The sequence below is a fragment of the Thiocapsa sp. genome (assembly GCF_011390875.1).
Classification (GTDB): domain Bacteria; phylum Pseudomonadota; class Gammaproteobacteria; order Chromatiales; family Chromatiaceae; genus Thiocapsa.
Genome location: NZ_JAABRP010000032.1, coordinates 11,943 through 34,195, shown reverse-complemented (window position 1 = coordinate 34,195; position 22,253 = coordinate 11,943). Strand labels below are relative to the sequence as shown.

The following is a 22,253-nucleotide window of genomic DNA, read 5'->3' as shown; positions in this document are numbered from 1 at the left end:
CGATGATCTTCTCGACGGCATTCTGCTGCAGTCGGAGGTGCTCGAGCTCAAGGCCGCCGTCGACGGCCCCGCCCGCGGGACCATCGTGGAGTCCAGTCTCGACAAGGGGCGTGGTCCGGTCGCGACCGTCCTGGTCCAGTCCGGAACGCTGCGGCGCGGCGACATCATCGTCAGCGGCGGCGAGTACGGTCGCGTTCGAGCCATGTTCGACGAGGCCGGTGCCCCGGTCGAGGAGGCAGGTCCGTCGATCCCCGTGCAGGTGCTCGGCCTTTCGGGCACGCCCTACGCCGGGGACGACGTCATGACGGTCGCCGACGAGCGCCGGGCGCGCGAGGTCGCGGAATTCCGCTCGGCACGCTCGCGCCAGAGCCGTTTCGACGAGCAGCGCGGCGTCAGCCTCGATCAGCTCTTTGCGCAGATCAAGGACGGCGAGCAGAAGAGCGTCAACCTCATCGTCAAGGCCGATGTGCAGGGCAGTCTCGAGGCACTCAAAGACAGCCTGCTCAAGCTCGGCAACGAGGAGGTCAAGGTCGCGCTGGTCGCGGTCGGCGTCGGCGGCATCACCGAGTCGGACGCCAACCTGGCCGTGACCTCCAACGCCATCATGCTCGGGTTCAACGTCCGGGCCGATGCCGCGGCGCGCCGGGTGATCGAGGACAAGGGCCTCGACCTGCGCTACTACAGCATCATCTACGAGCTGATCGACGACGTGAAGAAGGCCATCTCGGGCCTGCTCAGTCCGATCGTCACGGAAGAGATCATCGGTCTGGCTCAGGTGCGCGATGTCTTCCGCTCATCGAAGTTCGGCGCGGTTGCCGGCTGCATGGTCACCGAGGGTGCGATCCGTCGCAACAGCCCGATCCGTGTGCTGCGCAACAACGTCGTAGTCTACGAGGGGGCGCTCGAGTCGCTGCGCCGCTTCAAGGACGACGTGAACGAGGTGAAGAACGGCGTCGAGTGCGGCATCGGCGTGAAGAACTACAACGACGTGCAACCGGGCGACCAGATCGAGGTCTTCGAGCGGACCGAACGGGCCCGCGAGATCTGATCGGATGAAGGAATTCGACCGTACGGAACGCATCGGCGCCGAGCTGAAGCGTATCCTCTCTACGTTGGTCCGCGACGAGGTGAATGATCCGCGTCTGGCCAACATCACGGTCCACGAGGTGCGGGTGACGCGGGACTTGGCCCACGCCAAGGTCTTCTTCACCTGTTTCCCGACGGACGATGAGGCCGCCGAGCAGACGCGTTTGCTCAACGGCAAGCTCGCCGGCTTCCTCCGTCACGGGCTCGCACAGCGCGTGCGTCTCCGGACCATCCCACAGCTGCATTTCGTGTTCGACGAGTCGATCGGCAAGGGCGAGCGTCTCGCGGCGCTGATCGCGCAAGCGGTCGGGCAGTCCGACACATCCACGCATCAAGACGCCGATCAGGAGCCGCAGGTTGATGGGACGCCGTCGTAATACAGGCCGGGATGTCACGGGCATCCTGCTGCTGGACAAACCGCTTGGCCTGTCGTCGAACGACGCCCTGCAGCGCGTGAAGCGGTTCTACCGCGCCGCCAAGGCCGGCCATACCGGGAGCCTCGATCCGCTGGCGACCGGACTCCTGCCCTGTTGTTTGGGCGATGCGACCAAGTTCTCCGCCTATCTGCTGGATGCGGACAAACGCTATCGGGTGCGCGTGCGCTTGGGCGTGACGACCACGACCGCCGATGCCGAGGGCGACATCGTCGCCGACGAGCCGGTGGTCGGGATCGACGAGGCGCGCGTGCGCGAGGTGCTGCTCGGTTTTCTCGGCACCATCTCGCAACTGCCGCCGATGCATTCGGCCGTGAAACATCAGGGGCAGCGGCTCTACAAACTGGCTCGGCAAGGCTTGGAAGTCGAGCGAACCCCGCGCGAGATCCAGATCTTCGCGCTCGATCTGCTCTCGATGGACCTGCCGGAGATCGAGCTGGACGTGCACTGCTCCAAAGGCACTTACGTGCGTACGCTGGCCGAGGATATCGGTCGCAGGTTGGGCTGCGGTGCGCATGTCAGCGGACTGCGCCGAACCGCCGTGGGGCCTTACGCGGAGACAGCGGGGCCCTTCGTCGGGCTGGACCACATCGAGGCGATGGCGGGCGAAGACGACATGGCCGGTCTCGATGCGCTTCTTCTGCCGCTCGACAGTGCCCTGGGTCACTGGCCGTCGGTGCGCCTGTCCGCCGACGCCGCCTTTTATCTGCGCCAAGGCCAAGCGGTCCTGATCCCGCAGGCGCCGACGCAGGGGCTTGTTCGGCTCTATGATCCGTCGCAGATCTTCGTCGGCGTCGGCAGTATCCTCGACGACGGGCGCGTTCAGCCCAAGAGGCTGATTTAGAATCGTAAAATGTCCCGGGTCATCCGTCTTTGACCACCCGGGACGCGGCGCATTCACGCGTTGCTCAACAGTTCGAAAGGCATTGCAATCAACCCACGGTCCGATCCCCTGATGTCATTGTCGGGGCGATCCATCCCTCTCCCGTTCGGAGGCGGACCAGGACCTTTTTCTCTCCATTACTGAACCAGGAGACCACCAATGACAATGACCGCAGCCGAGAAGAAACAAATTGTCGAAGACTACCGTCGCGCCGATGCCGACACGGGGTCTCCGGAGGTGCAGGTCGCGCTCCTGACCGCGCGCATCCTGCAGCTCACCGAACATTTCAAGGAGCACAAGCACGATCACCACTCGCGCCGGGGTCTGGTGCGCATGGTCAACTCCCGTCGTAAGCTCCTCGACTACCTCAAGCGCAAGGATCTCGACCGTTATCGCGAGCTGATCACGCGTCTCGGCCTGCGCCGCTGACACGCCTCCCGACTCGGCGATCGGGCGATCGGGAGACGCCCGATCCGCCCGCTCCCCGCGGAAGGGATGCCGCCGGCGGCACCGACGCACAGCCCTGTCACCGCAGCGCCTGCGGGCGCGACGTAAGGTGCAGGGGTCCAAGGCCCGGCGCTACGACGGACCACATACCCCGAGGATCTACTTGTGATTCCCAAAGCTATCGTTAAGCAATTCAAGCTCGGTGACCAGACGGTCACCCTCGAGACCGGCGAAATCGCACGCCAGGCCGACGGCGCCGTGCTGGTCAACGTCGACGATACGGTTGTTCTGGTCACGGTCGTCGTCGACAAGCGCCCCGGCGCAGTGCGCGACTTCCTGCCCTTGACCGTCGATTACCAAGAAAAGACCTATGCCGCCGGTCGCATTCCCGGCGGTTTCTTCCGTCGCGAGGGGCGTCCGAGCGAGGTCGAGGTTCTCACTTCGCGTCTGATCGACCGTCCGATCCGTCCCCTGTTCGCGAAAGGTTTCAGACAAGAGATCCAGGTCATCGCGACGGTCAAATCGCTGAACCCTGCGGTGAACCCCGAGGTTCCCGCAATGATCGGTGTTTCGGCCGCGCTCGCGGTCTCGGGTGCGCCCTTCAACGGACCGATCGGTGCCGTGCGCGTGGGCTACAAGAACGGCGAGTACATCCTCAACCCGGCGGTGATCGGTCTCGGTCCGGATTCGGATCTCGACCTGATTGTCGCGGGTACCGAGAAGGCCGTTCTGATGGTCGAGTCCGAGGCCCGTGGTCTTTCCGAAGAGGTCATGCTGGGCGCCGTCCTGTTCGGTCATCAGCAGATGCAGACCGTCATTCAGGCGATCCGCGAGCTGGCCGCCGAGGCGGGCAAGCCCCCGATGGACTGGACGCCGCTGGTGGCCGATACCGCGTTGGCCGAGGCCGTGGCGAGTGCCTGTGGCGAGCGGATCGCCGAGGGCTATCGCATCAAGGACAAGCAAGAGCGCTACACCGCCCTGAACGCGATCCGCGCGGCCGTGGTTGCCGAGCTTTGCGCCGGCGAGAGCCCCGCTTGGAGCGAGTCGCAGGTCATGGGCGCCATCGAGAAATTCGAGAAGACGACCGTGCGCGGCTCGATCATCGCGGGCAACCCCCGTATCGACGGTCGCGACAACCACACGGTGCGTCCCATCACCATCCGCACCGGCGTTCTGCCGCGCACTCACGGTTCGGCGCTCTTCACGCGCGGCGAGACCCAGGCGCTGGTCATCACGACCCTGGGCACAGAGCGCGATTCGCAGATCATCGATGCACTGGAAGGCGAGCGGCGCGAGCACTTCATGCTCCACTACAACTTTCCGCCCTTCTGTGTCGGGGAGACCGGTCGGGTCGGCACGCCGAAGCGGCGCGAGGTCGGCCACGGTCGCTTGGCCAAGCGCGGCGTGCTCGCCGTCATGCCGAGCATCGAAGAGTTTCCCTATTCGGTGCGCGTGGTCTCGGAGATCACCGAGTCCAACGGTTCGAGCTCCATGGCCAGCGTCTGCGGCACCAGCCTCTCGCTGATGGATGCCGGTGTGCCCGTGAAGGGTCCGGTTGCCGGCGTGGCGATGGGCCTGATCAAGGAAGGCGATGCCTTCGCCGTGCTGACCGACATCATGGGCGACGAGGACCATCTCGGCGACATGGACTTCAAGGTAGCCGGCACGGACTCGGGCATCAATGCCCTGCAAATGGACATCAAGATCGAGGGCATCACGGCCGAGATCATGGAGACCGCACTCGGGCAGGCCAAGACCGCGCGGCTGCATATCCTCGGTGAGATGAACAAGGTCATCGGCGCCCATCGCACCGAGATGTCCGAGCATGCCCCGCGCATCATCGAGCTGAAGATCCATCCCGAGAAGATCCGCGACGTCATCGGTAAGGGCGGCTCCGTCATCCGCGCCATCACGGAAGAGACCGGCGCCACCATCGACATCAACGATGACGGCGTAGTCAAGATCTTCTCGGTCGAGAAGGCGGCGGGCGAGGAGGCCAAGCGCCGGATTCGGCTCATCACCGCCGATGTCGAGGTGGGCAAGGTCTACGAGGGCCGCGTCGCTCGCCTGATGGATTTCGGTGCCTTCGTCACCATCCTGCCCGGTCGCGACGGTCTCGTTCACATCTCGCAGATCTGCGAGGAACGGGTCCAGAGCGTCAGCGACAAGCTCTCCGAGGGCGATCAGGTCCGCGTGAAGGTCCTCGAGGTCGACAAGCAAGGCCGCATCCGTCTAAGCATGAAGGCCGTCGAGCCCGGCGAGTAATCGTCAGGCCTCACGGCATGTCGAAAAGGGGCCGATGGCCCCTTTTTTGTTTCTTCAATTTGATCCTCGCCCGCCGGAAAGCGACTGGACGCTGCTTCTAAACCGCGTCCGGAGCGAGATGCGTCGTTTTCATTTTGCGTTTGGCTTCGGAGATGTCCTCGACCCTGGCGAGACGCGGTTTAGAGTTGAATATTTTTTAAGACTATAAACCGCGCCAGCTCCGACAGTCGTCGGGGCTGGCGCGGCCAAGCCATTCCAACACATGACGCATATCGCACCTGGCGCGGTTTACCACCAGCCGAAGAGCGTTCGGAGCGGTTCGCGAGAGCTTCGCGTCGAGCGCGACCCTGCCGGCCGTCAGGACCGTGGAAGAGTACGACTGCAAGTCGTCTACCCCGGGGGGACGGCGCGAAGTGCTAGGATCTCTACGATAGAGTCGAGAACCCAAAGGCCATCCCCGTATGTCAAAGCGTCCGCTCCGCCCACCGATCGGCTTCGGTCTCATCGTGATCGGCGACGAGATCCTCAAGGGCGCCCGTGTCGATGCTCATCTGAGCGCCTTCAAGGGAATGGTCGGCGAGCGCGGACATGAGCTGGCGTGGCATTGGCTGCTCCCCGACGACCCGGAGGTGCTGGTCGCCCATCTGCGTTTTTCGATGGGGCGCTCCGACCCGGTCTTCGTGTGCGGCGGCATCGGCGCAACGCCCGACGATCACACCCGCGCATGCGCCGCGACCGCAGCCGGTTTGGAATTGGTGCGTCATCCCGAAGCCAAAGCGCTGCTCGAGGCGAAGTTCGGTGGCGAGGCCTATCCCAACCGTATCCTGATGGCGGATCTGCCTGCCGGGTGCGATCTAATCCCGAATCCGATCAACCGGATCCCCGGCTTTTCGCTGCGCGGGCACTGGTTTCTGCCGGGTTTTCCCCAGATGGCCTGGCCGATGGCGCAATGGGTCTTGGAGCGGTTCTACGGCGTCTCGGACCTGGTGCAGGAGCGGGCCTTCGCCCTTTTCGATACCCCGGAGAGCAGCCTGATTCCCGTGATGCGCGATCTCGGCGATCGGTTCCCGGATCTCAAGCTCTTCAGCCTGCCTCATTTGGGCGATGATGCCCACATTCTTTTGGGTTTTCGCGGACGCAGCGGAATCGAAGAGGCGATGAAAGCCCTGCGCAAACGCCTGGAGCGCGATGCGATTCCTTATTGCGATACCGCATCGGAGGTGCTGCGTCGCTGACAAAAAAGACCGCCATGGCGGGTGTGTGGTGCGCCATGGCGATCAATTGCTTGCTGCTGAATTCAAACCTGAATGCGTGCCGGCTCAAGCAGGGCGCCGGGAAACGATTCGAGGCTCGAGTCGCAATTGTGCGCTATAACTGTCGCGAAAACGGTAAAGATCTGTAAAGAGCCCGGGAGGCAACGCGTTCAAGGGTGCGTTCAGAATCGACTGTTTACCGATGCGCCGCTCGGCTGCATGAGGTCGAGATCGTGCTCGGTGCCTGGAACAGACTTGACCTGGCGTCGGTCCTCGGCGCTGCTCTTCAAGGAGAGACGAGTATTTCTGCCAACATTATCGTCGTCGAAGACGACCCGCGTATGGGTCGTGTTCTCACGCGTCATCTGTCACGCGCGGGTTACGCGGTGTCGGTTGCCGCCAACGGATCCGAGATGCGCCGACTCTATCGTCACGATGGCGCGGATCTTGTGCTCTTGGATCTCAACCTGGGTGCGGAGGACGGCATGGACCTGGCGCGCGAGCTCGTCGGCTCCACCGCCGCCGCGATCATGATCGTGACCGGACGCGATGACCTCCAGGACCGCATCGACGGCTTGGATGCCGGTGCCGATGACTACATCACGAAGCCCTTCGAGATCGAGGAGCTGCTCGCACGCATCCGAGCCGTACTCAGGCGACATGCCTTCGAGGCGAGTGCTCACGACGCGATCCAACTCGGCGCGGTGACGCTCGACGCGAGCGCCATGAGCCTGAGCGACACATCCAGCGGGGCCTCCCTGCGCTTGACCCAGACGGAATCCCGCATTCTGGCGACCCTGATGCGCCAACACGGGCGGGCCGTGAGCCGTGCTCAGTTGATGAACCGCGAGGCCTTGTACCCCGACGACCGCGCGGTCGATGTCCACATCGGCAACATTCGGCGCAAGCTGCGTGACGGGGGCATCCTGAATCTCGTGATCTGGCCTGTGCGAGGCCACGGCTACCGTTTGAGGCTCGAGAACGACTGACCGATTCCGATGCCCCGACGGGGCTCACCACGCGAGCCCTGGCGACGCCCGGGGCTGACATCGGTCGTGCCGTTGGTGCTCGACACTCCGCCCCGAACCGTGGATTCGGGGCGTGGCTGAATCTCCTTGCTCATCTGGAAGACCTTTACAAATCTTTACTTGAAGCAGTCGAGGTCGGCTCGGCCTAATGAGTCACATCTCGAAGCTTCTTGACTCCGCCAGGGGGCTCCGCAGCTGCCCGATGGCAGGTGTGGAGTCGGGTTCGGCCCCGTGTCCCGACACCCGTGTCCCGACACCCGTGTCCCGACAGGAGAGTCTCCATGCGTTTGATCTGTCTCGATGACGATCCTCGACTGATCGCTGTTCTGGGCCGTTTTCTGAAGCGGTTCGGGCATGCCGCGGATTTCCACGTATCGGTCTCCTCGTTCAAGGCCGCGCTTGCCTCCAATCTCCCCGAGCTTGTCCTTCTCGATCTCGCTCTGGGCCGGGAGAACGGTATCGATGTCATCCACTGGCTGGCCGAGACCCACCCCGAGATACCCGTCGTTCTCCTTTCGGGCCATGGCGACGATCTTCTCGATACCGCGCGGCGCGTCGCCCTCTCGACCGGAATCCAGGTTCTGGGGACCGTGTCGAAGTCGCGAATGGTGACGGAGCTTCCCGCAATCCTGGAGCGGGGCGTCGCGGCGGCATCGCGAAGGCCGCATCATGACGTGCAGACCCGGGACGCCCTCACCCGGCAGGAGTTGGAATCGCAGATTCGTGGCGGCGCCATCGTCGCGTACCTTCAACCCATCGTCTCGCCGGTCGACGGGCGGCTGGAGGGCGCGGAGGTGCTCGCGCGCCTGCGGCTGCCGAGTGGACAGATCCTCGGTGCAGCCGAGTTCATTCCGCTCGCCGAGTCGAGCGGGCTCATCTACGAGATCACCGAGACCCTGTTCGAGCGTCTGATCGAGTCGCGCGAGACACTCGCCGCGACGGGTGTGGTCTTCATCGCGGTCAACCTGTCGCCGCTGATCCTGCAGCAGGAACGGGCCTTGGTGCTGTTGCGCCGCTTGGTCGACGGGCTTGCGGAAATCTGCACCGTCAAGATCGAGATGACCGAGAGCGCGGCCAGCGCCTATCCCGATGTCGTGCGCAGCGTGGCGGCTCAGATCCGTCTGATGGGCGTGTCGTTGGCGATCGACGATTTCGGGATCGGCTATTCCTCGATGCGGGCGCTCGCCGAGCTCCCGTTCGATTCGCTGAAGATCGATCTGTCGTTCGTCTCGGAGATGTTCGATTCACCGAAAGCACTCAGATTGCTGCGCGCCATGATCAGCTTCGGTCGGACGCTGGAGCTGCAGGTGGTCGCCGAAGGCGTGGAGACGGAGGCGCAGCGTCGATTGTTGATCGAAGCAGGCGTCGATTTCGCCCAAGGCTACCTGTTCGGAAAGCCCATGACGGCGGAGGTGCTGGCGAGCACCTTCGCCGTTTCGAATGCGGATGGCGAGTCCAGGCGCGGGCCGGAGCCGAGCGGGCCCGCGGGGGAAAGCGATGGGGTCGGGAGCGGCAGCACCATCATGGTCGTCGATGACGACCCGCGCGTGCTGCAGGCCACCGCACGCTTGATCACGGCCTGGGGTTACCGGTGCGAGACCTTCACGGACGCACGCACCGCATTGCAGGTCTGCGAAGAGGCTGCACCGGACCTTCTCATCCTCGACACCTTTATGCCGGAGCTCGACGGGTTCGAGGTGATCAAGCGGATGCGCACAATCGCGCCCTCGTCGCGGATCCTCTCCGTGAGCGGTGACGCGCTTCGCGGTTACCACACCAACGTTCTGGAGATGTGCCGAGCCTTGGGTGCGGATGCAGTTCTGCAGAAGCCGATTGCACCGGAGCGGCTCCGGGCAACGCTCGAGCGACTGATCGGTGGGCCGGAACAGGGCGATTCGGGCGTCGCGGCCGTCGTATCCGAGCGCCCGCCCGACACGCGGCGAGTCGAGGATCCGCAGGGCGATGACCCCGCCGAGGTCCTGTAGCGCCAAGCGGCTCGGTCCGGCCTTCAAGGGCAGGAGGGCAGCCGGGACGCGTCTGGATATAAGTGCGGAGCGATAGGAGTGAGCCAGCAGTCAAGCCTTGCCGACCCGGCTAAACCCGGCGCTGCCATGAGCCGCGTCCGCACCGCCGTATTCACGGTCCTGATGGCCGTGCTCGCCGTGGCCGGCAACCATTTCAACCTCTCGCTCTTCTTCGGACTGGAGATCATCTTCGGGTCCGTGGCCGTCCTCTTGGCCATTGTCTGGCTCGGGACCGGTGCCGGCTTGATCGTCGCGGCCGCCTCCGGTGCCTATACCTATCTCCTTTGGGATCACCCCTTTGCACTGATCATCTTTTTCGCCGAGGCGGCCTTCGTGGGCTTGCATCGGGATCACGCGCGACGGCGTGGCCGCGAGGTGCCGGTGCTCGGTCTCTCGGTGACGCTCTATTGGGTGTTGGTCGGCATCCCCTTGGTTCTGCTGTTCTATCGTGGCGTCATGGGGATGGTCTGGCACCAGACCTTGGTGGTCGCGGTGAAACAGTCCTTGAACGGGATCCTGAACGTGGCCTTGGCGGGGCTGGTCATCATGGTCGTCGCCGCCGTGAGGCGTCGCCCCGGCAGCCTCTCGGCCCGGAAGGTGCTGTTTACGCTCTTCCTCTCGGGGTTTGTGCTGCCGTCGATCCTCGTCGTGGCCTGGGAGAATCGAGACCTCAAGGAGCGTTTGGAGGTGGATCTCGCCGATCGTATGAGGATATTCGGTGTGCTCGCGATCCACGATCTCGACACTGCCGCACCCGCAACCTCGACCGAAGCGACGGAGATCCTGGCCCATCTGGAGGAGATGACCGGGCTCGTCAGCGGCATACTCCGCGAGCACACCGCGCTCGAGGTCCGTCCGATCGGGCTGTCCGGGGACTTCGGGTCGAGTGCGGTTGCGCCGAATACGCGCGTCGGCCGAACCGCGGCCGAGGATTTGATGATCATCTGGCCGGAGGACTCGTATCCGTCGCGGATGTCGCTCTGGCGGCAGGCGCGCTATCGCATGATCCTGCCGCTTTCAGATCCGACAGTCGGCGAGGGTCTGCTGATCGAGCTCAGTGCGGCCCCGCTGGTCGACGAGCTACAGCGGAAGGTGCTGGGCCTGTTGAAGCTCCTGTTGGTGATCGCCGGGATCGCGCTCCTGCTGGCAGATCGCTTCGCCGTGTCGCTGGTGCGTCCATTGGAGCGGCTCGTGGAGACCGCTTCCGCCTTGCCCGCTCGGATCGTCTCGGGCCAGACCCTGGCCATCCCGTTGCCCGGGGTCTTGGCCGAGAGCCGGGCACTGACCGACGCCTTCGGGGTGATGGCCGAAGGCCTCGCCGCTAACTTCGCGACGATCGAGCGCGAGCGCGATACGCAAACCCGGCTGCGCTCCTTGCGCGATCTGCAGGCGCAGATGCTGGCCGGTCTGATGGCGTCCGACGAGGACGAGCGCACGGCCGCGGAGCGCCTCTGTGCCCTGGTGGAAGGCATGGTCCCGGCCTCCCGATGCGTCTTGCTCAGGCAAGACTCGGCCGAATCCCTCGTGCATCTCGCCGGGTTCGGCCTCGGCGCCGTCGAGCACGCGGCCCTGGAGCGCCGGTTGAGCGAATTGGATCCCGTCGGTGCGCACCGGATGGGCTCCTCCAGCCGGATCTTTATCGTGGAGGCGGTGCCGGATCCGGCCGGTACGAAGCGGACCGACCCGCGCTCGAATGGCGGCGCGGCCTTCTGGTGGTGCTCCTCCATCATCATGCACGATGGCCAATGCGCGGGTGTCCTTGCGATCCGGCACTGTCCCTCGCGTGCGCCGGATGCGGTCGTGCCGGAGATCCTGAAGACGGCCGCGAACCTGGCCGCGCTGGCCTTCGAGACCCTGCGCACCCGCCGCCGCCATGCCGTCCTCCTCAAGGCGCTGTCGCAGGCCCGCACCGGGATCATCATCGGACGCCGAGTCGCCGGGTCCGATTACCGCATCAGCTATGTCAACCAGGGTTTCGAGACGTTGACCGGCTATCGCGCGGACGAGGTGATGGGCCTGAATTGTCGCTTTCTCCAGGGCGAAGACCGCGAGCAGTCGGGACGCGCCACGATTCGGGCCGCGATTGCGGCCGGCGAGCCCTGCCAGGTCACGCTTCGCAACTATCGCAAGGACGGAACGCGGTTCTGGAACGCCCTGAATCTTGCCCCGCTATTGGACTCCCGAGGCGAGGTGACGCACTACGTCGGCATCCAACAGGACCTGACGGCGATCAACGAGGCGATGGAACGTCTGGCCCGCAGCGAAGGCTTGCTGCGCGAGGCGCAGGCGACTGCGCACCTCGGCAGTTGGGACTTCGATTGTTGCAACGATCGGCTCGTTTGGTCCGACGAGAACTATCGCTTGCTCGGGTATGTGCCCGGCGCCATCACACCGAGCCTGGACGCCTTCTACGCGGTCGTGCATCCGCACGACGAGGCCGCCATCCGTGCCGAGATGGAGGCGGCCATTCTGAGACCCGACGGCCGATTGTTCATCGAGCACCGCGTCCGGTGTGCCGACGGGTCGCAGCGCGTCCTCCGGCAAGAGGGCCGTGCCTTGCGTGCCGATGACGGAACACCCCTGCGGTTGACCGGCACCACCCTGGACATCACGGAGCGCAAGGCGGCCGAGTCGGCGCTGGCGCAAGAGCGTCGCCGTCTTGCCGACATCATCGACGGGACGATGGTCGGAACCTGGGAGTGGGATCTCGTCACCGACAGGCTGACGTTGAATCCACGCTGGACCGAGATGATGGGTCGCCGCCTCGAAGATCTGGAGCCGACCACGATCGAGACGTGGCGCCAGTTCTGTCATCCCGAGGATCTCACGCGAGCCGAGGCCGAGCTCGCGCGGCATCTCCGCGGGGACACGGACCAGTACCGTTGTGAGGTGCGGATGATGCACAGCGACGACCATTGGATCTGGGTTTACGATCAGGGACGCATCTCGGCCCGCGATGCGCAAGGCCGGCCTTTGCACATGGCGGGAACCCATGAGGACATCACCGACCGAAAAAGCGCCGAGCTCGAGCTGATTCAGCGCGAGGCGATCGAGCGCGAGCTCCTCGAGCTGGCCTCGGCCTTCGTTAGCGTCTACGACGAGAATCTCGATCCGCTGATCAACCAAACCCTCGAGCGCCTTGGCGGCTTTACCCGATCCGATCGCGTTTACGTGTTCCGATTCGATCTCGTTGCCGACACCATGAGCAACAGCCATGAGTGGGTGGCCCCGGGGATCGAGCCGATGATCGGGCATCTGCAGCAGCTTCCGATCGAGCACTTCTCCGCCTCGATGCAGCTTCTCGAGTCCGGAGAGGCCGCCGTGGTCCCGCGTGTGGCGGAGCTCCCGGACACCTGGGCCGCGGAGCGCGAGATGCTGCAGTTCCAGTCGATCCTATCCGTCGTGCTGGCGCCACTGCTGCATGAAGAGCGCCTGATCGGTTTTGTCGGGTTCGATGCGGTGCAGGCACCGCGGGACTGGTCGGAGGCAGAGGTGCGCTTTCTGCGGGTCGTTGCCAGCATTCTGGTGAGTGCGTTCGAGCGTGCCCGAACCTTTGCGGAGCTTCGCGACAGCAACCTGCGCTATGACCAGCTCGCGTCGCAGAGCCGAATCGTCAGCTGGGAGGTCGATGCGGAAGGTCTCCTCACTTATGTCAGTCCAGTGGGCGAGGCTGTTTGGGGCTACCGCAGCGCGGACCTGGTCGGTCGGAAATACTTCTTCGACCTGGTGGCCGAGCCGGCGAGGGACAGCGTCAAGGCCGAGGTATTTCAGGGCTTCGCACGCTTGGATTACTTCACCGACGTTGTCGTTCCCGTGCGTTGCGCCGATGGCTCGACAATCTGGGTTCTGAGCAACGCCGCTCCCGTTGTCGCCGACGATGGCACGCTGCTCGGATACCGAGGCACGGACGTCGATATTACCGAGCGATATCGCGCGCAGCAGCAGCTGGCGGAAAGCGAAGAACGTCTGAGCACGATGTTCGAGAATGCGCCCATCGGGATCGCGATTTGCGGAACCAACCGGCGCGTAAATCTGGCCAACCGCGCGCTCGGCGCCTTTCTCGGCTATGACCCGAAAGATCTGGTCGGGATGCGCTTCGACGAGTTCACCGATCCGGACGATCTGACGACGGAGCTTGACTTGTTCGGGGAGCTGGCGGCGGGAGAACGCAACCTCTACCGAATAACCAAGCGCTATCGCAAGGCCGACGGCTCGCTGGTCTGGGGTGATCTGCGCGTCGTCTTGCTGCCCGGTAGCTCCGATGACGGGTCCATGGCGCTCGGCATGGTCGAAGACATCACGGACTTTCAGGCCGCGACCGAGCGCAAGCTCGAGCTCGAGGCCGCGCTGATGCGCTACACCAAGAACCTCGAATCCTTGGTCGATCTCGCCAGCCAGGCGCTGCCTGCAACCGATGAGCTTCGCGCCCTCCTCCAGTTTGGGTGCGAGGGTCTGGGCATGGACGCGGCCGACATCGGAGCGATCCGCTCGGACCGGACCTATCGCGCGGTCGCGCGGTATCCGGACTCCGATGTATCGCAGCTCGGGTCGGTCCCCGAGGCATTCGCCGCGATCGACACGGACGCAGCCGAGCCCGGCATCCCGTACATCTTCGTCGGCTCGCAGCTGCCGGATGGGGCGAGGCAGGCGGGCTACGTCTCCTGCATCCGCATGGCGTTGCACTGGATCGGACCCGGCGAACGGGCCAACGGGTTGGTGATCAGGTTCTGGGCGCGAGCCGAGTGTCCCGAGCTGTCGGGTCTGAACCGAGAACTGGTTCGGCTGATCGGCCAGCGCATCGTCGCACAGCAATACGAAGAGCAGCTTCAGGCTGCACTGATCGGCGCGAAGGAGCGCGAGACCATCGGTCATCTGGCGAGCGGCGTGGCGCACGACTTCAACAACCTGCTCGGGGTGATCGACGCCAACCTCTATTACTTGGATGCGATCCTGAGGGGCGAACAGGGCGATCCGGAGGTGGTTCAGGTCATCGAAGAGACCCAGAGTGCGCTCGGTCAAGCGAAGGTCGTCACCTCGGGCATGCTGTCGCTCAGTCGCGCAGGCGGCATCGTGCTGGAGAACGTGGCGCTCGAGAAGACGATTCGCGAGCTGGTGACGATCCTTCGACAGATCCTCCCGCCCAAGATCAACCTCCGTCTGGATCTCGAGCCCGGACTCACGGCCGAGAGCAATGCCGCATTCCTCCAGGCCGCGTTGCTGAATCTTGTCCTGAACGCGCGCGACGCCATGCCCGAGGGCGGAGATCTGCTCATCGGCGCGCAGACCGTCACGTGGGACGCTTCGATGCCGCTGGCGGTCGGTCAACTCGGTCCGGGCGAGTATGTCCAGATCAGGGTTGTCGACACCGGATGCGGGATGTCCGACGAGGTCCTGGAGAGGTCGTTTGAGCCGCTCTTCTCGACCAAGGCCAAACAACGCGGGCATGGGCTCGGCATGTTCATGGTGCAGGAGTTCGTCATGCGCTCCGGTGCGGGTCTGGCCGTGTCCTCGCAAGTCGGCATGGGCACCGAATTCCGACTCCTGATGCCGCTCGTTCCCCAAGGATCGTCGCAGCTCGACGACCCTGCCTTCTCGAACGAGGATTCACCCAAACCCGTGATGCGGATCCTCGTCGTCGACGATGACCCGCGTGTCAGGGACTCGGTCGGGCGATTGTTGATGTTGGACGGCATACTGGTCGCGTTCGCCGAGAATGGCCGTGACGCCCTCGATCGCCTGCAACGCGACGCCGACTTCGATCTGGTGTTGTCGGATCTCGCGATGCCCGTTTTCGACGGTGCCGGCCTTTGCGCCGCGCTGGCGCAAACGTTTCCGGATCTGAAGGTGATCCTGATGACCGGCCAAGCCCCGTCGGCCTTCTCGCTGGATGCCTTGCCGTATGCGCCGCTCGTGCTGCGCAAACCCATCGATCACGGCGCTCTTCGGGCCGCGATCGCGGCGTCCGTTGTCGGACCCCGAGGCTGACGAAGGTCGCTGCCCGGTGTTCAAAGCGGCATCCCCGGACGCCACGCCGATTTACATTTCTTTACTGTAGGGCGCAAGCCCGTTCGCTTAACCTTCTCGGTGAAGCCTCTTCATGGGTTCCGGGCCGAGATGATGCCGGTGCTTGCCTCCCTTCTGTCGACGTTGCTGGTTGCCTGGATTCTTCTGCTTCTGCTCCATCCGCTTGCCGATCGTATCGGCACAGTGGACTATGTCGCGACCTCTCATCCGACGTTTCGGCAGATTGCCGACTACGGACGAAGCGCACGCTCGAGTGACGCCGATCCCGACGACGTACAGAAGGATTCCGTGTTGGTGGATTGGCTTTAGGCGATTTCCGTGAAGAGTCACTCGTTAGGCCGGCCGCCCAGACCTTGAGCGGCTCATGCCGGCCACCCAGACCTTGAGTGGCTCGTGACATCCGCTCTGCGGTGTCACGCATACCCGTGGCGCTCTGCGCCAAGTGCCGCGAAGGCGACCGGCATCCTCGGCCGTCGCGGATGGCGGCACACGCACTTCACCTTGTTTTTTCCCCGGCAGGGCTTGGCCGGGAGGCTGGGCCGGTCTAAGGTATGGATGCAGCCTGCGCTCGGCCGCGCGGTGCGCTGTCGGGCCTGCTCCCGGGGCGGGGAACGCTCCAACCTCGTCATTGACGGACCTCGACGTGAGCCTCAAACGACAGATCGTGATTTTCCTCGGGTTCCTGTCGGCCCTGCTGATCGGGGCGACCCTGCTGTCCTTCGCGCTGAGTGTCGGTCGGGTCGAGGCCCATCATCGGCATCTCGCGCATGAGATGGGCGTGACCTTCTTCAAGCAGCTGGTGCTGACGCGCCGTTGGAATGCGCTGCACAACGGCGTGTATGTTCCCGTGACCGACCTGATCGCCCCCAACCCGTATCTGGAGGACCCGGCGCGCGATGTGGTGACCCGGGACGGGGTGCAGCTGACCAAGATCAATCCGGCGTACATGACCCGGCTGCTCTCCGATATGGCGACCGACCGGGAGGGTGTTCACTTCAAGATCACCAGCCTCAAGCCACTGAACCCACTGAATGCCGCGGACGACTGGGAACGCGAGGCCCTCTCGGCCTTCGAGGCGGGTGCGCGCGAGTACGCGGGCCTGGTGGAGGAGGGCGGACACGAGAGCTTTCGATTCATGGGTGCCTTGATCGCGGAGAAGCCCTGCCTGGCGTGCCACGAGAAAGACGGTTACGCGATCGGGAGCGTGCGCGGCGGGATTCGCGTGTCGCTGCCCTACGAGCCCTTTCGAACGGCCATCGGCGCCGGCGTCATGCAGCTGCGCATCGGTCATCTCGGCTTTCTCGCGACGGTTCTGGTCCTGATCTGGGGTGCCGGTTGGCTGTTGTGGCGACAGGCTGCGCAGGTCGAAGGGCTGAACGCGCGCACCCGTCGCTTAAATCGCGAGCTCCACGCCCAGACGGAGGCGATGACTGCTCAGAATTCCGCGTTGGATGAAGCCCTGTCCGAGGCCGAGCGGGCCGGTCGTGCCAAGAGCGAGTTTCTCGCCAACATGAGCCACGAGATCCGCACCCCGATGAATGCGGTGATCGGGCTGAGCGATGTCCTGCTGCGCACGCCCTTGAGCGATGAGCAGCGCGATTCTCTCGGTAAGATCCGCAGTGCCTCGCGCATGCTTTCGGGGATGATCGCCGACATCTTGGACTATTCCGCGATCGAGGCCGGACGGCTCAATCTGGATCCGCGACCCTTTCGTCCGGCGGAGCTCGCCTCGCAGTTGCAGATCCTCTTCGGGGCCGCGACCGCGGCGAAAGGACTCGAGCTGCGCGTTCGCGTCGATCCCGATATCCCCCCCGCGCTGCTCGGCGATGTGTCGCGTCTCGGGCAGATCCTCTCCAATTTGATCGGCAACGCGCTCAAGTTCACCGAGCGAGGCTACGTCGCGCTGAGTATTCTGCATCTCGGGCGCGAGGGCGATCGGGTCCGGCTGCGTTTCGAGGTTCGAGACACCGGGGTCGGCATGAGCGAGCAGACCGTCGGCCAGCTCTTCGAGCCCTTCTTCCAGGCCGACACCTCGAGCACCCGGCCCTATGGCGGCAGGGGGCTGGGGTTGGTGATCAGTCGGCTGTTGGTCGAGCGCATGGATGGGACGCTCGGAGTGGATTCGACGGCGGGCGAGGGCAGTACCTTCTCGATCGAGCTGGCCTTGCCCTTGGCGGATCCTGCGGATGTCGAGACGCACGATTCGGCGCCTCCCGGGGATCCCGGCACCGTGACCGGACTCGAAGCGGGTTCCGAGAAGTCAGCCCGGCGTGTCGCGTCGCCGCGATCGGCCGTGCCCGATTTTTCCGGCGCCTCGATCCTCGTGGTGGAGGACAATCTCCTGAACCAAGAGGTGGCCAAGCGCATCCTGGAGAAGACCGGCGCGCAGGTCACCCTGGCCAACCATGGTGCGGAGGCGTTGGATCTGGTGCAGGAGCGGAGCTTCGACCTGGTGCTGATGGATCTGCAGATGCCGGTGATGGACGGCTTCGAGGCGACGCGACGCATCCGCGCCTCCTTCCCGGAGCTGCCCGTGATCGCGCTGACGGCCGCGGTCATGGAAGCCGATCGGGAGCGTGCGCGGGTGGCCGGTGTGAATGGTCATCTGGCCAAGCCGATCGACAGCCACCTTCTGTTCGAGACCTTGGCGTGCTGGTTGGCGCGGGGTGCCGAGCAGGATGGGGGCAACCCAACCCCCGAGCCGCCGGTGTCGGCTGAATCGACTGCCGCGGTAACGGGCGAACCCGAGCCGGATCAGGGGGTGACGGGCCTGGACGCCGACGGGTCAAGCCTGGAGCGCACGCGTTCGACGACGGCCGACGGTCAGGGCCGTCCGCTTGAAGACCCTCGGATGATCGACCCATGACCGGCGACAAGGCTTCGCGGCCCGAAGCCGATCGGGTGACCGAGCAGGCTTCGGCAACGGGCTCCGGTAGCCCGAAGCCGGCAGGCGCGGCTGGCGGTTCGGCTCCGGAGGCTCACGACCCGGCGGCGTCGGTACAGGGACAAGCCCGCGCGGCGCTCGAGCAGGGCGATCTCGCATGGGCAATGCGCGATCTGGCGCAGGCTGAGGTCGAGCCGCTGAAGCTGATCGAAGACCTGCGCATCTATCAGGCCGAGCTCGAGATCCAGAACGAGGAGCTGCGGGCCTCTCAGCTCGACACGGAACGCGCCGTACAGCGCTACCTGCGCCTCTTTTCGGACATGCCGATCGCCGGATTGGTCATTGATCCCATCGGCCGGATTCTGGAGGTCAACCGTGTTGCCGGCGATCTGTTCGGCCTGAGCACGCGGCATCTGCGTCACCACTTTCTGACCCGATTCACGGACCGTCAAGGTGAGTCGACACTCTACGAGGCGTTGCGCCGGACCTGCGCGAGCGGCCGGGCGAGCGTCGCCGAGTTGTCGTTTACGAGCGGCGACGGGGTCGGCTTTGTCGGCGAGCTCGAGTTGGCGGCACTGCCCGCGGAGACGGATGACCCGCGCGAGTGTCGGCTCCTCGCCATGGTCATCGATCTGACCGAGCGGCGGCGTGCCGAAGCCGAGTTGGCATACGAGCGCCAAGTGTCGCGCGAGAAGAGCGAGGAGCTCGATCGCTATTTCGCCTTCAGCCGGGATCTTCTGTGTATCGCCGATCTCGAGAACCGGTTTGTTCGGCTCAATCCGGAATGGGAGCGCGTGCTGGGCTATCCGACCGCGGAGCTCGAGGGGCGTGTCTTCCTGGACCTGGTGCATCCCGAGGATCGCGATGCCACGCTGGCGGCGATCCAACGACAAGCTGCGGGCGAGGAGGTGTTGGTTTTCGAGAACCGGTATCGCTGCCGCGACGGCAGTTATCGGTGGATCGAGTGGCGTTCCAGACAGCACGAGGAGCGTGTCTACGCGGTTGCGCGCGACGTCACGGCGCGCAGAAAGACCGAGCGAGACCTCTTGGACCTCAACCGCCGGCTCGCCGAGACCTCCGAGCAGGCGGCGATTCTGACCACCCGGGCCGAGGACGCGAACCGCGCGAAGAGCGCCTTCCTGTCCAACATGAGTCACGAGATCCGCACCCCGATGAACGGCGTCATCGGGATGCTCGAGCTGTTGCTCGACACCGCGCTGAGCGAGGAGCAACGCGACTTCGCCGAAAACGCCCGAGTCAGCGCCCGATCCCTGCTGCGCCTGATCAACGACATCCTGGATCTCTCCAAGATCGAGGCCGGCAAGCTGGATCTTGTCCTGGTGGAGTTCGATCTGCGCGACCTGCTCGAAGAGCTCGGGACGATCGTTGCGCACCGTGCCCTCGCCAAGGGGCTGCGGCTGGTCTGCGAGGTCTCCGCCGAGGTGCCGCCGAGCTTGCGCGGCGATGCCGGACGCTTGCGCCAGATCCTCGTCAACCTGGTGGACAACGCGATCAAGTTCACCCAGAGCGGCGAGGTCGAGGTTCGGGTCGAGACCTTGCCGCCGGCCGAGGGAGCCGGTGCGGGCGATGCGGTCCCGCGCTCGGATGCCATTCGTTTGGGTTTCACGGTTCGCGATACGGGCATCGGCATCCCGGCGGACAAGCTTGGGTTGCTGTTCGGCAGCTTCAGTCAAGTGGAGTCCGGGATCACGCGTCGATACGGCGGAACCGGCCTCGGACTGGCGATCTCCAGGCAGCTCGTCGAGCTGATGGGCGGCGAGATCGACGTCGAAAGCCTGCAGGGGCAGGGCTCGACCTTCCGCTTCAGTGTCCGTGTGCAGCCGGTCCTCGGGGAGAGGGGTCTTGCGAACTCTGTCGGTCCCGACGAGGCAAAGATGCCTCGGCACGACCCCGGGATCGCATCGGCGCGCGCGGGCGGAACGCGCAAGCGGACGAGCGCACCGCGTTTCGACGGTGCCTCTATCCTGGTCGCGGAAGACCAGGCGCTGAATCAGGAGGTGGCCAGACGCATGCTGGAGCGAACCGGCGCACGGGTCACGCTTGCCAACAACGGGGCCGAAGCGGTGGAGATGGTGGAGTCGCACGACTTCGATCTGGTCCTGATGGATTTGCAGATGCCGGTCATGGACGGCTTCGAGGCCACGCGCCTGATTCACGAGCGTCATCCGCAACTGCCGGTCATCGCATTCTCGGCGGCTGTCATGGAGGAGGATCTCGCGCGTGCACGGGCAGCGGGTGTTGCTGCGCATCTCGCCAAGCCGATCGACAGCGGCGCCCTCTATCGAACCCTTTCGAGCTGGCTCAAGCCGCCTGAAACACCGGCGTCGTCCGTGACGGATCCTCGTCGCGACACACCGGTATCTCGTCTCCCCGCGACGCTGGACGGTTTCGATCTGGACGTGGGTCGGCAATATGCCGACGGCGACGACGCCTTTTATCTAACCCTGCTGGAGGGCTTTCGGAGCGAGTTGAGCGACAGTCTCGCCGGCGTCGTCGAGCGACTTGAAGCCGGCGACGACGCGGTAAGCGTACGTCGAATGCTGCATACGCTGAAGGGCCTCGCGGGAACCGTGGGCGCCGAGCGTCTGAGTGCGATCGCGGCCGAAATCGAGCGTACCCTGAATCAAGGGCTTTTCGTCGACAGTGCGATGCGCCTCGAGCTCAAGGCGTCGCTGGAACAGGTGCAGACCCAACTCGAGCGTTTGCGCAGACCTGCGCTCGAGCGCCCGCAAGCCGCGGCGATCGCTGTAACGGGCGATCCCGCGAGCGATGCGTCGGAGAGCGGCGGTGCGAAGGTCATCGTGCCGATCTGGCCCCATTCGCGCCGCCCCCATCTGTTGATCGTGGACGACCAGCCGATCCAGATCCGCGCCATGCGCCGGATCTTTCAGGACGATTGCGAGGTATTCACGGCCACCGCCGGCGAGCAGGCCCTGGCGCATTGCCGCCGTGCGCCGCCCGATCTGATCCTGCTCGACGTCATCATGCCGGGGATGGACGGGCTCGCGGTGTGCCGCGCACTCAAGCAAAACGGTGCGACGGCTGACATTCCCATCCTGTTCGTCACGGCGCAGACCGATGCACTGGATCAAACACAGGCACTCGAGGCCGGCGGTGTCGATTTCATCAGCAAGCCGGTCAATCCCGCGGTGGTCCGGGCCAGAGTGCGAACCCATCTGACCCTGAAGGCGCAGTCCGACCTGCTGCGGGACATGGCCTATTTGGACGGGCTGACAGGCATCGCAAACCGCCGCGCCTTCGACGAACGTTTGCGTACGGAATGGCGGCGGGCGCAACGCGACGGCACCCCGCTTGCGGCCCTCCTCCTGGATGTCGATCACTTCAAACGCTACAACGATCGTCACGGCCACCAGGAGGGCGACGCCTGTCTGCAGGCGGTCGCCGGGGCACTGATCGGGGTTCCCTGTCGCGGCCACGATCTGATTGCACGCTACGGCGGAGAGGAGTTCGTGTGCCTGCTGCCCGGTTGCGACATGACGGCGGCCGTTCGGCGTGCGGAATGCCTGCGTGTCGCCGTCGAGGACTTGGACATCCCGCACCTGGATTCTCCGGTGGATGACCATGTGACGGTCAGTATCGGCGCGGCTGTGCTGCTGGCCGATGATCGGGAGAAGCCGGAACGTTTGCTCGAGATGGCCGACGAGCAACTCTACCGCGCGAAGGGTGGCGGTCGGAACCGTGTCGCACCGGGTGCAGCAGGAGAAACCCGGGATTAAACCGCGCCCAGTGCGGTATGCGTAGTTTGTTGGATTGGCTTGGCCGCGCCAGCTCCGACGATTGACGGAACCGGCGCGGTTTAAGATTCTGAAAAATATTAAATTTTAAACCGCCTCTCGCCGAGACCGAGGACATCTCCGAAGCCAAACGCAACATGAAAATGACG

The 22,253-nt window shown here is 64.7% G+C and carries 12 protein-coding genes; all 12 read left to right on the top strand.

Annotated elements, in window-relative coordinates:
* Positions 1-1,048 (top strand): translation initiation factor IF-2 (gene infB / locus GPT33_RS04185; protein WP_296806076.1); only part of this gene is annotated, 1,048 nt, incomplete at its 5' end.
* A gap of 4 nt (positions 1,049-1,052) precedes the next feature.
* Positions 1,053-1,463 (top strand): 30S ribosome-binding factor RbfA, encoded by a 411-nt coding sequence (gene rbfA / locus GPT33_RS04180; RefSeq protein WP_296806075.1) that lies wholly within the window; start codon positions 1,053-1,055, stop codon positions 1,461-1,463.
* Positions 1,447-2,364: a tRNA pseudouridine(55) synthase TruB gene (gene truB, locus GPT33_RS04175; protein WP_296806074.1), complete on the top strand. Its 918-nt coding sequence runs from the start codon at positions 1,447-1,449 to the stop codon at positions 2,362-2,364. Before rbfA ends, truB begins: the two co-directional genes overlap by 17 nt.
* Positions 2,365-2,562: 198 nt before the next feature.
* A complete protein-coding gene (gene rpsO, locus GPT33_RS04170; protein WP_296806073.1) occupies positions 2,563-2,832 on the top strand; it encodes a 30S ribosomal protein S15 in 270 nt (89 codons plus the stop codon).
* 183 nt (positions 2,833-3,015) lie between these two features.
* Complete coding sequence (gene pnp / locus GPT33_RS04165; RefSeq protein ID WP_296806072.1) at positions 3,016-5,115, top strand: polyribonucleotide nucleotidyltransferase; 2,100 nt, start codon at positions 3,016-3,018, stop codon at positions 5,113-5,115.
* 461 nt (positions 5,116-5,576) lie between these two features.
* Positions 5,577-6,350 (top strand): molybdopterin-binding protein, encoded by a 774-nt coding sequence (locus GPT33_RS04160; protein WP_296806071.1) that lies wholly within the window; start codon positions 5,577-5,579, stop codon positions 6,348-6,350.
* A 194-nt stretch (positions 6,351-6,544) separates the two neighbouring features.
* Entirely contained in the window at positions 6,545-7,357 is an 813-nt protein-coding gene (locus tag GPT33_RS04155) for a response regulator transcription factor (RefSeq protein WP_296806070.1), read from the top strand.
* A 320-nt stretch (positions 7,358-7,677) separates the two neighbouring features.
* Complete coding sequence (locus tag GPT33_RS04150) at positions 7,678-9,381, top strand: EAL domain-containing protein (RefSeq protein WP_296806069.1); 1,704 nt, start codon at positions 7,678-7,680, stop codon at positions 9,379-9,381.
* A 78-nt stretch (positions 9,382-9,459) separates the two neighbouring features.
* The gene (locus GPT33_RS04145; RefSeq protein ID WP_296806068.1) at positions 9,460-15,405 is read left to right on the top strand and encodes a PAS domain S-box protein; all 5,946 of its coding nucleotides are present in this window, start codon (positions 9,460-9,462) and stop codon (positions 15,403-15,405) included.
* A gap of 138 nt (positions 15,406-15,543) precedes the next feature.
* The gene (locus tag GPT33_RS04140; RefSeq protein WP_296806067.1) at positions 15,544-15,753 is read left to right on the top strand and encodes a hypothetical protein; all 210 of its coding nucleotides are present in this window, start codon (positions 15,544-15,546) and stop codon (positions 15,751-15,753) included.
* Positions 15,754-16,087: 334 nt separating this feature from the next.
* Positions 16,088-18,310 (top strand): response regulator, encoded by a 2,223-nt coding sequence (locus tag GPT33_RS04135; protein ID WP_296806066.1) that lies wholly within the window; start codon positions 16,088-16,090, stop codon positions 18,308-18,310.
* Positions 18,307-22,086 carry a response regulator gene (locus GPT33_RS04130; protein WP_296806065.1) on the top strand — a complete coding sequence of 1,260 codons (3,780 nt, stop codon included), beginning with the start codon at positions 18,307-18,309 and terminating at the stop codon, positions 22,084-22,086. The genes GPT33_RS04135 and GPT33_RS04130 overlap by 4 nt, the downstream gene beginning before the upstream one ends.
* Positions 22,087-22,253 lie beyond the last annotated feature (167 nt).